This is a genomic window from Formosa sp. S-31, from assembly GCF_051172795.1.
Lineage (GTDB): Bacteria > Bacteroidota > Bacteroidia > Flavobacteriales > Flavobacteriaceae > Formosa.
Genome location: NZ_JAENDK010000002.1, coordinates 871,395 through 885,345 on the forward strand (window position 1 = coordinate 871,395; position 13,951 = coordinate 885,345).

The window sequence follows — 13,951 nt, forward strand, 5'->3', positions numbered from 1 at the left end:
ATCTACATGGGCGAAGCCTGTAAACATCGCTACCATCGTCTGAGATATTCGAAAATTCTATTATCAGTGCCGCCAGAAAGGCTTAACTGGCATCTTCTGTTAATTCCCTCTCAACTCTGTAACCTGCGTATAGTAGAATTCATTCGATTTATTTGAACGTACTCCTACTCGTGCGAAAAAATAGTCCTCGTTCGCCAAAGATTCCGGTAAAGTTGCTGTAAGCGTAACATTTTGTCCGGAAGTTACTTCTGAAAGGTTGGCATCTACAGCGAAGTCTCTCTGGTTATCGTCTAAAAGAATTCTTTTGCTTAAAAACAATCTTACATCACTTATTGAAGCATCTGAATCTATCTGGTTTACGGTAAAATTTGCTACTACCGTATTCCCGTTTACCGTAATAGATGATTCTGAAATGGTATAAAATGGATCTACTTCAATATCCTTAACTGTATCTCCCTGTACATCTACCACTATAGTATCACTGGACTGCGCTTCCCAAGGTGCCCCTCCCAGTCTCACGAGTTTGTACTGACCGTTAAACAAACGTGCCGAATAGGTACCATCCTGAGCAATATGCACACCAATTTTCTCATATAAGGCGTAGCCATCCTGCCACAACTCAAACTGAGCGCCGTTAGTTCTTACACCAACAGGATCTCCGTTGTAAACTACCGTTCCGCTTAGAACTGAAGTTGGTGCATCGTAATTATCTATTTCACAACCAGCGAAAGTTAAACTTAGCGCTGCTGTAAATACTATTATTAGTTTTTTCATCTGTGATCTATTTTAAAATTTCAATGAATCGTGTTACAATTTTAATTGTCATAACACCTTCTAATGAAACGGATTAGGAATTAATTTTGGATTATTATTTAAAACCCCCTGATCTATTGAAGAATAGTAGTTTGCCGGTCTGAAGAATCTGGCCTGTCTGAAACGCACAGGCTTTATGCGATTGTAAATATACTTCCCATCACTGGCATGTCCCGGTCTGGAAATTCTGTATGGATATAAACCTTCAACAATAGCATCCGGATTATTTATATTTCCATTCCATACCTGATCGGCAATTCTCCAGCGTTTCATATCAAAATAGCGCTGATCCTCAAAGGCAAGTTCCACACGACGCTCTTTACGAATAATCTCATTATCCAGTGCCGATATGCTGTTAGCAGGGAATCCGCCATGCTTTTCTCTTACCTCATTAACATAACTTACTGCACTGCCGTCTCCTAACTCGAAAGCTGCTTCAGCCGCATTCAGGTAAATTTCACCTAAACGAAACCAGGGCCACCAGTTTTCACCTAAAGTTGGTCTAATCCCAGCATCCGGATCATCCGATACCAGTTTGCGCAGGTAAAAACCACTATTACTTATAAACATAGCATCGTTAACGGGACCATCGAATCCTGTTAGTTTTTCACCATCAGCTAAAGTACTACCTGGTTCCCCGGTATTAAAATCGTAACCCGACCCGTTCCAAACAGCAACCCCTGCAAGTATATCTACATCCTGAGATCTGAACTCACTACCTGGATAAATAACTGTAGCGCTTAAACGATTGTCTTTATTAGCAAAAATATCCTCCGGATTATCGTAAACTATATAATTACCATTGCCATCTTTATCCATAAGAGTCCCTTCTGAGCCGTCTAAATAATCGAAACTTTCAACCAGACCTAAAGACGGCGAAATCATAGAAGATCCTTCTACATCTGTACGTAAACTCTTCACAACATTGTCGTAAGTAAAGTAATTCAGTTTCTCAGCAGACCTTGAGTAATCCTTGGCAAAAATGATTTCAGAAGAGCCTTTATTCATGAACAACTGATAAAAATCTGTATCCAGACTATATCTTCCACTCTCGATAATTTCTTTAGAGGCACTCAAAGATTTTTGGTAATAATCATTTGCTCTGCCAGCAGGAATACCAACTTCACCGCCAGGTAAAGACACCGAAGTTCCCATTAAATTGTTATACTTGGCTAAAGAACCAGCATATAGCATAGCGCGGCTTTGTAAAGCCAGAGCGATATATTTATTTCCCCGGGATCTGCTATTCTCAGTTTGTGAGAAATTATCCTTAATCTCCTGGATTTCGTTATAAATAAAATCATAAACCTCTTCTTCCTTAGCTCTAGGAATCTGTAAGTTAGATACATCTTCTCCGCCATCGTAAACTAAAAGTTCCGTTACAATCGGCACGCCGCCCATACGTTTTACCAGATTAAAGTAAACGAAAGCTCTTATCAGCCTCAATTCTGCATTAAACTGAGCGATTTCCGGTTCTGATAAATTAGAATAGGTTTCAAGATTGGTAAGTCCCAGATTTATATCTCTTATAAATCCGTAATCCCAGTATCTCCCGTAATCGTTACCATATTGAAAATCATTCAGCCAGTTTGCATCATTATGTCCGGACCACATGGCGTCGTCTATCTGACAATCGGCCTGAGTATTAAACACATCGCCTGGCATCCTGTCGTAATAATTGGAAAGCAGACTTAATATTAATCCCGGATCGTTCCACAATTGCGAGTCACTAATTCGGTTTTTAGGTTCGCGTTCTAACCACCCATCGTTATCGCAGCTAGTTATCGTTGTAATAACAACCAGTACAGTAAGTAGCAGTGTTATTTTATTATATATCTTAGTTATCATCATGTCTTTTAGTATTAGAATGTTAGATTGAATCCTACCAGTACGGTTTTTTGCTGCGGATAAACTACAGCTGCGTTAGCCTGAATTTCCGGATCAATTCCAAATTCGTGCACATTATCTATAGAAAATAAGTTAGAACCACTTACATATACTCTGGCTTTGGTAATACCGAAGTCTTCAAAAAGTTCTCGTGGCGCCGTATATCCAAACTGAGCGTTTCTCAATCTTAAATATCTCACCTTATGCAACCAGAAGTCTGAGTTTCTACCATTATTCTGGCTGGTATTATTTCGAATTGCAGGATATTTACCTGGAATCCATTCGCTATCCGGATCGTAAGGATCGGCTCTGTGCCATCTGTCGGTTAACAGATATTCCGGAGTATTTCCTCCTGCATGGAAGGCATTTCTAAGTTCGTAATTTTGAAACCATGAGGTCATGGACGCTCCGGCGAAATCGATATTCAAGTCGAAATTCTTCCACTGTAAACCAATATTTCCACCGTAACTTAACATTGGCGCCCAGCCATCAGGGAATCCGATAGGCTTTTCATCCAGCCAGTTAATTACACCGTCTTCGTTAACATCTTTATAAATAATATCTCCCGGTAACTGTGTTGCGTTATTCTGTCCGTCGTTATCAATCGGATGATTTCTGATTTCGTCTTCCGACTGGAACTGTCCGATGGCTTGGTAGCCCCACCAGATACCTCCCCAACGGTCTTCGTTAGAGTATCTCCATTCGTTATAGGAATTACCAAAACGTGGCTTATAAGATTCCACATAACGGAATCGCGAATAGGTTGCATTAGCGCTTATTGTATATTTAAGTGCATGGTCGTTGTTCTTAAACGTTATCATACCTTCCATACCGCGATACTCATTTTTGTTCAGGTTTTCGTTTGGAAGACTATACCCTACTTCGCTTGGGATTAACACATCATAACGTCCTGCCGGAATACCAGAAATAACCTTTTTGAATATATCTGTAGTTAAGGATAATTTACTATCAAAGAAAGCTGCATCTAACCCCAGGTTATACATGGTATGCTTTTCCCAGGATAAATTGGTAACAGGAATGCCCTGAGGCTGTAAACCTGTAACATACTGTCCGTCTAAAACAGACCCTGGCACAAGTGCATTGTTATCAAATCTACCGAAACTATACCCGGCAAGATAACCAAAGGCGCCTACTCCAGCTTCCTGACCTGTTTGCCCAATAGAAGCTCTGAATTTTAAATTGTTTACTGTATTTCTCAGACCTTCAAAAAAGTTCTCGTCCGAAATACGCCATCCGGCAGACATCCCAGGGAAGAATCCCCAGCGTTTACCTGGAGCGTATAAATAAGAACCATCGTAACGCCCAAGCAATTCTAACATATACTTATCTTTATAAGAGTAGTTGATTTTACCCAAATACCCTGCACGTGCCTGGTAGGTCCACTCGTCTCCATACCCGGTTAAACTCGCTAAATTGTTTAAAGGAATATAGTTATTGGTAGGTGCCGCACCCAGCCAGGTTAAACTTCTGTCCCAGTCACTTCTTTCATAACCAAATACAGCAGACACATCATGATCTTCGCCAAAGGTTTTAGCATAATTTAACTGAAACTGATGAAAGTGTGACATGGATTCGGTTTTATTCTGGAATCTCCAGCGTGCCCCTTGTCCACCTGATATGTTATAGGCATCATTAGCCTCGTTATAAGTATACAGATCGTAAGTATACTGAAAACCGTCAAAGAAAATATTAGTATAGTTTTGTGAGTAAGTATATTTAGCTGTTAATCCAAAATCAAACTTATACTCTGCAAACAGGTTTACATTCACCGCTTTGGTATGTGTATCCTTATACCCTACGATATCTCTTGAAAACAGCGCCGGATTTAAATCTGGTCTGTTTGGCGTATTATTAATATATTCCGGGTTATCGTTAGCATACGGACTAACAGTTGGTCTGTTAGCAAACACCGCTAAAATAGAAGAAAAATAACCGTCTCCTCCCTGTAGTCCAACATCCTGAGTATCTTCCAGTTTAAACGAGGTCTGTGTTCCTAAAGTCAGTCCTTTAAAAATTTCGCTGGATAAATTGATTTGTAAATTACTTCTTTCGTAATTAAAATCTTTCATCATGGCCTCCTGACCAATCTTAGAAAAGGACATATAGTATTTTGTGCTATTTGTACCACCGTTTACGTTGACGTTAAAATTGTACTGTGGTACATTTTTTCTAAATACCATATCCTGGTAATCGTAACTTTTATAGCCTGGTAATTTACCTTCTTCCCATTTTGCCAGTTCTTCTGGGGAATACAGCGTGCTCGGATCGATACCAGCATTCTGCGCCGCTTCTACCTGACCGCGAACATATTGCCCTGCATTTGCCAGTTGTGGAAAACGTGTCAGGTTTTGAAACCCGTAATAATGATTTACATTTACAACGGTTTTATTATTGCCTTTACCCTTCTTAGTTGTAATTAATACTACCCCGTTAGACGCTCGTAAACCATAAATCGCTGCCGAAGCATCTTTTAAGATAGATATACTTTCTATATCTTCTAAACTCAGCGAGTTAAAAATATCGTTACCGGAAATTCGGGAAACGCCAAGCCAGTCTCTTGAATTATCTCCACCATAGGGAATTCCATCAATTACAAACAAGGGATTCCCCATGTTTCTGATTTCAAGATTAATTCCACGACCTGGTCTTGCATCAAACGAACGTGTTGAAATACCAGCCATTTTACCAGATAAGGCGCCGGCCGTTGTGGTAGACGTGGTTCTCATAATATCCTCAGATTCTACACTACTTACCGCAGCTGTAACTTTTCGTTTAGATTGCTTACCGTAACCCACAACAACTACTTCATCCAGAGACTCTGAATTTTCTTTTAAACTCACCGTAATTTCTGACACACTGGAAATATCAATCTCCTGCGTTTCATATCCTACATAGGACACGACAAGTACAGAAGCTCCGGCCTCCACTTCGAGTTCGAATTTCCCATCAAAATCTGTAACCGTTCCCTGAGCCGTACCTTTAACAAGTATATTGGCTCCCAGTAAAGGCACCCCGTTCTGATCGTTAACCGTTCCTTTTATTATGCGTTTTTGAAGTTCTGTTTTAAGTTCTGTAATTCCATTACCGGAAGCAGAAACCTGATAGGAGGTGATACATAACAGCAGTATCATTATTCTGAATTTGAAATCAAATTCAGGGCAAGAAAAAAACACTTTTCTTTTTTTAATTAGGTTTATCATATTTATTAGTTTTTGTTTGTTTAATTTTTACCTACTTATAAGGTTATTATAAGTATGAGAAAGTGTGTTCAATTTTTCATTTCATAAGAATTCGTTTTAATTAAGGTTTCATTTATTTGTTGTTTATTTAAATTTTACGCTAACGTTTTCGTTCGTTCTTAAAAACTTTATTTTTTCTTTCTGCTGTGTTCATTTTTATACTTCAATGTTAAGATTTTATTAACACTCGATACATCTATAATTCGTCAAACAGCATCTCATTCTCATAAAACACTCACAATAAACACCATACAATATCTTGTTTTTACAATAGCTTAGAATCTAAATTTAGAATCAAGGCTCTTCAATTTGCAACCAGACATGTTTATACACCCCTAAAACACCGTTGCTTTTTTCATATGACACAGGACTGTTTTCAACACTTACAGGAAATGCAATCAGGTTTGTGGTATTATGCAATAAATTGGGACTAATTAACACACGGCATGAGTTATTATCACAATCGGAAAACGACAACATCTCGCCATTTACAAAAATAATTTCTACATGAGATATACCTTCAAAAACAACGTAAATTGTTTTCCGTTCCCAGGATCCGGGAATATCAAAGGTCTTTCTATACCAGATGGTATCGTTAACAACCGAATTATATTTACTTTGCTTATCTTCCGGTATCCTGGCAATTTTATGAGGAAAATCCACATGCTGCCATGCGCTATCATCAAAATCCACTTTATAAGCAGCGCTACTGGATTCGTAACTAAATTTCCAGTTCAAGTCAAATAATTTTCGGGTACTACCCACTTCCTTATCATCATGACAACTTAAACTGCAAACCACAATAATTATAAACAAACACAGGTTTCTTATCTTGTTTAATCTCATAAATTGCAGTTATAAATAAAAATTCCGGTTAATCCTTTAATGGCTTTCATTTGGCTTATATTCCCTTTAGTTAAATGTATTCAGAATTAAAAAGTCCTAGCTTCACAAACTCGTCAATATAGAATCACGAAACGGTCAACACCAGATTCTACTAAAGACGATGCTCTATTGATTCAGGAATTTCTTTATTTTTACCTGCTATCAACCCCATTTGAGTTTTTAGAATGACGTATTTAAAATCTTTTGTCCAATTTCTCTTTTTTCTTTTCACCCTATACGGATCTGCACAGGACATTCTGGTAGAAAAAATAGATATTGAAGAAGGGCTGTCCAACAGCAACGTGATAAGCATTACTCAGGACAAAGACCACTTTATCTGGTTTTGTACTAAAGATGGTTTAAACCGATTCGACTCTAAAAATTTTACTGTTTTTAAAACCTCAACGTCCGAACAAAACAGCATATCCAGTAATGTTTTAAATTTTGTTTATGCCGACAGATTTGACGATGTGGTCTGGATTGGTACAGAGAAAAATGGTGTCGATGCCTACAACTACAACACCCATACTTTTAAGCATTACGAACACGATTATCAATCTCCGGATGTCAATCAGATTAGTGCTAACGGTATTACACATATAGACAGTGACCCGGAAGGTAATATCTGGTTTGCTACATATGATGGCGGCATAGATATGCTAAACAAAGCGGATGATACGTTCATCAACTATAACCAAGCCAACACTCCCGGACTCGGTTCTAATTATAACTGGTGTGTGTTTTATGAGTCTGAAGAACGCGTATATGCCGGTCATGTAAACGAAGGCTTCAGTATTATAAACACCAAAACCAATACAGCGGTACACTACAAACACGACCCGAATAATCCTGATTCCTTCCCCAGTAATACGGTCACTCATATTTTTAAAGATTCCAACGGTCGCATCTGGATTGGAACCCGAGAAGGCCTTACCCTTTTCGATCCTGTAAGCGAGCGCATGTTAAATTTTAAACACGACCCGAAAAACCCAAATTCCTTATCCAACAACTTTATCCAGCAAACCCTGGAAACCAAAGACCATAAACTGTATATCGCGACAGAAGGCGGCGGACTGAATATTTTAGATTTAAAAGATCTGGCAATCAATTTCAAAATCAGCGATATTCATTTTAAACGCATCCAGGAATCGGACACCCCATACGGACTTTCCAGTGCCTCTGTACAGACTATTTTCGAAGACAGTTTTAATAATATCTGGCTGGGCGGTCTGGGGAGTGGTATTAATTTTATTTCCAGTAATGAAAGTCCATTTCATCAGATCAGCTATCTCCCGTATATTTCCAACCCTAACAGTTTAGACAGTAAATGGGTTGAAAGTTTATGTGTAGACGACAACCAGAATGTCTGGGCGGCTAACAGTGCTGGAGGAATTGCTATTTTTAATAAGGAAAAAAAAATAAAACGGATTCCCTCAATTAATCCAGATAAAGCCTCGCAGCATATTACGAGTATTTATAGAGGTAAAACCAAAATCTGGGCAGGCACATCTGATGGCGAAATTTATTCTTATGATTCTGATTTTAAAAGACTATCCTGTTTTAACGACCTTCCCTACACTCCTATTTACTGTTTTTTAGAAGACTCTAAAAATAATATCTGGATAGCTACCGACCGTGGTTTACTGCGGTATAACCAGACCAATCAAACCGGCGACATCTTTACGGCTGAAAATTCAAAATTATCAGACGATTTAATCCGAACCATAGCCGAAGATGACAAGGGCAATCTTTGGGTAGGCACCTTAATCGGCGGACTTTGCGTTTTTGACAAAGACTTTAATTTCATTCAAAATTACGGTAAAACATACGACTTTTATGCCGTAAACAGCATCTTTAAAGACTCCCAAAACCGGATGTGGATAGGCAGCCAGAACGATTTATTTTTAATAAAAGACCTTGAAAAAGATTCGGTTATGCGTATAGGTAAAATGTCTGGCCTTGCCGAAACCAATATAAAAGCCATTACAGAAGGCAAAACCGAAAATGAAATCTGGTTGAGTACCATAAACGGGTTAAGCAAAATCGAGCTTAATACCATGCATATCAGTAATTTTGATATCAATGATGGCATAGCCTATGGCGAATACCTCTTTGGTGCTGTAACCAAAACTGCAGAAGGTGACATTTATTTTGGTTCTCAAAATGGTATTACCTGGTTTAACGAGAATTTGGAGACTACTACCACCGAAGCGCCCAGCCCAGCCATAACCAGTGTGCTTGCTGCGACAAACAAAAACAATTTAAATCAGTTTAGAGACATTCCTTTCGATGAAAATATTACTCTAAACCATAACGAAAACACCTTTCAGATTAAATTTAATATTCTGGATTATTCCCTTTCCGACAAAGCCGAATTTGCCTATCAGATGAAAGGCCTGGATAAAGGCTGGTTTCTTGTGGAAAACGAACGCGAAGTGACGTTTAGAAACCTGAAACCGGGGTCATATGTGTTTAATTTAAAATCAAGAATCCGCAATAACGAATGGTCGCAGCAATTTAAAACACTGCATATAACCATAATGCCTCCCATCTGGCTCTCATGGTGGATGAAATTAATTTATCTTCTGCTTATTTCAGCCTTATTTATCGTTGGAGCACGCTTTTACAAACGCAAATTAAAAATTGAAAATGCCCTGATTCTGGAGAAGGAAAGCCGACAACAGGAATTCGATTTAAACGAGGACAAACTCAAGTTTTTCACCAACATTACACACGAATTACGAAGTCCGATGACTTTAATTCTTGGACCTTTGGAAGATCTGATCTCTGAAAATTCGCTCTCTGAAGATCAGACCAAAAAACTGCAAATGATACAGCGTATCGCGAACCGCCTGTTACGCATTGTAAATCAGATTCTGGAATTCAGAAAATCGGAAAATAAAAGCCGCAAATTAAGCGTCATCAAAGATGATTTAACACATTACATTTACGAAATAGGTGTTAAATACAAAGACCTGAACCAGAATAAAGCGATAGATGTAATCATTAAGGAACCCAAACACAAAACTGAGGTATTTTTCGACCCGAATGTGGTAACCATTATTATGGACAATCTGTTATCCAATGCCCTTAAATACACGCAGCATGGATCGGTTACTCTGGATTTTAATGCCTATACCGAAGATAATATAGACTATACCGAAGTTATCGTTTCCGATACAGGTTACGGGATTTCAGAAACCAATTTACCACATATTTTCGAGCGCTACTATCAGGCAAAAAATGTGTCGCATCCTATTAAAGGTACCGGTATTGGTCTGGCGCTGGTAAAAAATATGGTAGAACTGCATGAAGCCAGTATAGAAGTCTCCAGTAAACTGAATAAAGGCACAGAATTTAAGATTAAATTCCTCACCAATAACAGTTACCCGGATGCCATTCATTATTACCCGGAAGAAGAAGAAATTGAAGAAGACGACAAAAATGTTGTTTTAATTGTAGACGACGATCAGGACATCATTCAATATATTAAAGATTCACTTAGCGATACTTACAAAATAATTGCCGCTCAGAATGGTAAAGTTGGTCTGGAAGAAGCAAAAGCCTCGATTCCTGATATTATAATCAGTGATGTTATGATGCCAATTATGGATGGGATAGAGATGTGTAAACATTTAAAAGAAGACATTAGTACCAGCCATATTCCTGTAGTGCTGCTTACGGCTAAAGTATCGTTACACGACCAGAAAATAGGTTACGATGTGGGTGCAGATTCGTACTTAACCAAACCGTTTAGCAGCAACCTGCTTAAAAGTCGACTGAAAAACATTATCGATACCCGAAAACAATATTCGTTAACCAGTGTCTCTAAATTCAAACAAAAGCAACAATTGCTTAATGAATCTGTAGGCGAACTGGACAAGGAGTTTTTAAATAAGCTCACAGAAGTTATCGAGGAAAACCTTGAAGATGAAAAAATGAATATTTCGTATGTGGCAGCACAGCTCAACATGAGCCATTCCACGCTGTACCGAAAAATCAAAGCCTTAACGGATTTAACCGCTAATGAGTTTATACGTAAAGTACGAATAAATTACGCCGAGCAGTTATTAATTTCCGGGCAGTTTAATATTTCCGAAATCATGTATCAGGTTGGTATTAACAGCAGTAGTTATTTCAGACAGTGTTTTAAAGATGAATTTGGTATGAACCCCAGCGAATACCTTCAGAAACTTAAAAACAATTAAACCATTATAATACTTACAAAAAAGTAAATACTAAAAACCCCTCAAACCAATACAGATTCGAGGGGTTAGTTATACGTTATTATTGATAAAATTTAATCTGATAATTTAAAGTCCAAAAACCTTTACAAAACCATCATCTTCTGACGACACCACCAACAAATCCTGTTTGTTTGGACTGTCTTCGGCTGCAATAAAAAGTACGCCTTCCGGAGCATTTCCTGTTTTTATCGCCTTAACAAAAGTCGGAGATATTGGATTGGTTACATTATACACCAGCACAGCGTCGGCACGTTCCAGTCCTACAAAAGCATAAACCACACCATCAATGGTTCCCACTGTAATACCTTCTGGTTCCACACCTTTATCGTCACTTCGGTTATCATCGTAACGGTCGGGAAACGCTGTGTATAAATCCTGTTCCAGCATATTATAATCCACAACCAATTGCCCTGTTTCCCCATTCCAGATACTAAAAGAACGGGCACCAAAACCATACAGTTCGTCTATATCGCCATCACCATCAGTATCTCCCAGAGTATTCGTTACAACTAAACGACCTAAGTTTGAATCCTGTTGAAGTTGTGCAGCATCCGGAAATTCAGCACTATCTAAAACCAGATCTTTAACCCGAAGTTCCTCATTAAAACCGTCGTATTCGCGAATATCGCCTTCATTGGCCGTTAAAATATACGTCGTGCCCCCTACCTCGAAATTTGTAATAGCGTCTGGCTGATAAAACGATTTTACGGGCTGGTTGACAAAAGCCACCTTACCATCTTCATTACTGGCATCCATCACGTTTCCTGCTTCAGAAAAATCCTTTACTCCAAACGGAAAAATATCTGTAATGGTTTTAGTCTGTAAATCGATTCTGGCCATTCCATTATTTTCCTGTAAAGCCACCCAGGCTGTTGTTGATGCCTGGTTTATGCTGATATATTCCGGTTCCACATCGTTTGCCAGCGAAGCTCCCGGACCGAATACGCGAAAACCATTAGCCACTAGACCTTGTAACTGCGATTCAAATCTGGAAAAATCAAGTATAGTCGTCGTTAAAGCGGCCGTGTCTATAATCGACACCGTTCCTAATGGATCTATACTATAATCGTCGTTAGGTTCTCCTTCATCTGCAGTAACAATATATTTTCCATCCGGTGAAAACGTCACCATATCGGGTAAGGCTCCTACTCCAATTTCTGCAAGCGGAGCATTTAAATTCGCAGTATCATACAATACTACAAATCCATTATCAGTTTTGTCCTGAGCCTGAACAGCAACGGCTAACAAACCGTTTTTTACAGCTACCGAATTTACCCCGCCATAAGATGAAAAATCGAGGTGCTGCTCGACTTCCATAGTTTCAGGAGCTTCAAAATTTACGACAGATACTTTACTGCCCTTATTGTTATTTACCACAAACAACTTATTTGTAGTAACATCGAAAACAGTAATTTCGGCAGCCGCAGCACCGCCTACTCTCACCTCTCCTATCTCGGTAAAACCAACACTGTTTTGGATTTCAGAATCGTTATCGCTGCTCTCGCAAGACCATATACCCAGAGCTGCAAGTGCAATTAAAATACTTTTATACATCGTTTTAAAATTAAAAAGCCACCCCTGAAACACAGTTTTAGAGGCAGCCTTTCGTCCATACATTAGTAACTATTTTTCTATAATATATTCCGATCTTAAAAAGTAATCGGTACCGTTATTACTTCCTCCTTTTGTTATGGCTTTTAAAATCACTTCACTATCCTCTTCTCCATAGGCTCCATCGGTTTTACGTCCTGTAGAATATAAATCCAAATCGGCAAATCTTGGAGTTTCCAACTCATCGATTAATTCACCACCTTCTGTTTCAAGTGCCGTAAACAGATAAATTCTGTCTCCACCTTTACCTAAACCAAATACGGCTTTAGTACCATCAGTATTATTTTTATCCACATCGATAACATAAAAATTGCCAGGTGCTAATACTGTACCTTCCGCAATTACAAAAGGATCTTCTTTTTTATCATCATACACCACATACCCTGAAATATCAAGGTTTGAAGTACCGCCATTATAAAGCTCAATCCAGTCGGCAGCATTATCTTCATTTGTAGCATCTTCTTTCTGGTCGTTGGTAAACACTTCATTAATAAATAACTTTACGTCTCTTTCTAGTCCAGATCTTTGAGGTGTATCGTTATTCGTTCCATTTTTAGAGCGCTCGGCAAAAATCACCCATTCATCAGCACCATCGGTTAAACGCCCGTATGCTTCACCATCAGCAGTTCCCGGTACTTCAATATAATCTAATACATTTCCTTCGCTGTCTGCAAGCGTAATCTCATCTCCGTTTTTACTTAATCCATAAGCCGCATATGTATCGCTGTCTACTAAAGATTTATCGCATTCTAAGGTGAAATACCCTTTAGAAGCTATGCTTGTTTTTTTAGTAATTTGAAACGCCTCTTCCTGTCCTCCGGCTTCCCAGATTTGTAAGCCCTTAAGACTAATCTCACGATCGGAAGCATTGTATAATTCAATATAATCCAGGTTCTCCACATCTTCTTCGGTACCCCAGGCATAAACCTCATTAATCATAAGTCCATCGTAATTTTCATTTTTAGGCGCATCATCAGACTCACATGAGCTTAACATAACCATAGCAGCACTTAGTGCCCCTGCATAACATAAAATTGATTTCATCTCTATTATTTTCTTTTAATTTTCGGTTGCAAATGTATGAGCAGACCTTTAAAGTAAAAGTGAACCGCAAATCACTAAAATGTTAACGATTCAGCACCATATTAAATAATAATTAAAACTTGCTAATACTGATTTTCCTTCACATTTTCCTTGCTATTTTCCGTTACTACGCCAATTTTAAATACAGCTTTAAAGCACATCCCT

At 38.5% G+C, this 13,951-nt stretch carries 7 protein-coding genes; 1 reads left to right on the forward strand and 6 read right to left on the reverse strand.

The genetic code is table 11. The annotated features are described in order from the left end of the window. Window positions 1-99: 99 nt before the first annotated feature. The 4 genes from I3217_RS04105 to I3217_RS04120 form a co-directional block, all read right to left on the reverse strand. Window positions 100-774, reverse strand: a complete 675-nt coding sequence (locus I3217_RS04105) for a DUF3823 domain-containing protein (protein WP_435048461.1) — start codon at window positions 772-774, stop codon at window positions 100-102. Window positions 775-834: 60 nt separating this feature from the next. Then, window positions 835-2,664 carry a RagB/SusD family nutrient uptake outer membrane protein gene (locus I3217_RS04110; RefSeq protein WP_435048462.1) on the reverse strand — a complete coding sequence of 610 codons (1,830 nt, stop codon included), beginning with the start codon at window positions 2,662-2,664 and terminating at the stop codon, window positions 835-837. 11 nt (window positions 2,665-2,675) lie between these two features. Then, the gene (locus tag I3217_RS04115) at window positions 2,676-5,852 is read right to left on the reverse strand and encodes a SusC/RagA family TonB-linked outer membrane protein (protein WP_435048463.1); all 3,177 of its coding nucleotides are present in this window, start codon (window positions 5,850-5,852) and stop codon (window positions 2,676-2,678) included. Between the two features lie 402 nt (window positions 5,853-6,254). Further along, window positions 6,255-6,806 carry a sugar-binding domain-containing protein gene (locus I3217_RS04120; RefSeq protein WP_435048464.1) on the reverse strand — a complete coding sequence of 184 codons (552 nt, stop codon included), beginning with the start codon at window positions 6,804-6,806 and terminating at the stop codon, window positions 6,255-6,257. A gap of 224 nt (window positions 6,807-7,030) precedes the next feature. Here I3217_RS04120 and I3217_RS04125 point away from each other — a divergent pair, with 224 nt between their 5' ends. Beyond that, the gene (locus I3217_RS04125) at window positions 7,031-11,053 is read left to right on the forward strand and encodes a hybrid sensor histidine kinase/response regulator transcription factor (RefSeq protein WP_435048465.1); all 4,023 of its coding nucleotides are present in this window, start codon (window positions 7,031-7,033) and stop codon (window positions 11,051-11,053) included. A gap of 105 nt (window positions 11,054-11,158) precedes the next feature. Here the strand turns inward: I3217_RS04125 and I3217_RS04130 are convergent, their stop codons facing one another. Together I3217_RS04130 and I3217_RS04135 are read right to left on the reverse strand one after the other, a co-directional pair. Then, a complete protein-coding gene (locus I3217_RS04130) occupies window positions 11,159-12,709 on the reverse strand; it encodes a choice-of-anchor I family protein (protein ID WP_435048466.1) in 1,551 nt (516 codons plus the stop codon). A 6-nt stretch (window positions 12,710-12,715) separates the two neighbouring features. Beyond that, window positions 12,716-13,747: a lamin tail domain-containing protein gene (locus tag I3217_RS04135; protein ID WP_435048467.1), complete on the reverse strand. Its 1,032-nt coding sequence runs from the start codon at window positions 13,745-13,747 to the stop codon at window positions 12,716-12,718. Window positions 13,748-13,951 lie beyond the last annotated feature (204 nt).

Bases quoted from the DNA above. Each gene is read 5' to 3' on its own strand.
- I3217_RS04115 (WP_435048463.1), bottom strand. From the start codon at position 5,852: ATGATACTGCTGTTATGTATCACCTCCTATCAGGTTTCTGCTTCCGGT.
- I3217_RS04135 (WP_435048467.1), bottom strand. From the start codon at position 13,747: ATGAAATCAATTTTATGTTATGCAGGGGCACTAAGTGCTGCTATGGTT.
- I3217_RS04130 (WP_435048466.1), bottom strand. From the start codon at position 12,709: ATGTATGGACGAAAGGCTGCCTCTAAAACTGTGTTTCAGGGGTGGCTT.
- I3217_RS04105 (WP_435048461.1), bottom strand. From the start codon at position 774: ATGAAAAAACTAATAATAGTATTTACAGCAGCGCTAAGTTTAACTTTC.
- I3217_RS04120 (WP_435048464.1), bottom strand. From the start codon at position 6,806: ATGAGATTAAACAAGATAAGAAACCTGTGTTTGTTTATAATTATTGTG.
- I3217_RS04110 (WP_435048462.1), bottom strand. From the start codon at position 2,664: ATGATGATAACTAAGATATATAATAAAATAACACTGCTACTTACTGTA.
- I3217_RS04125 (WP_435048465.1), top strand. From the start codon at position 7,031: ATGACGTATTTAAAATCTTTTGTCCAATTTCTCTTTTTTCTTTTCACC.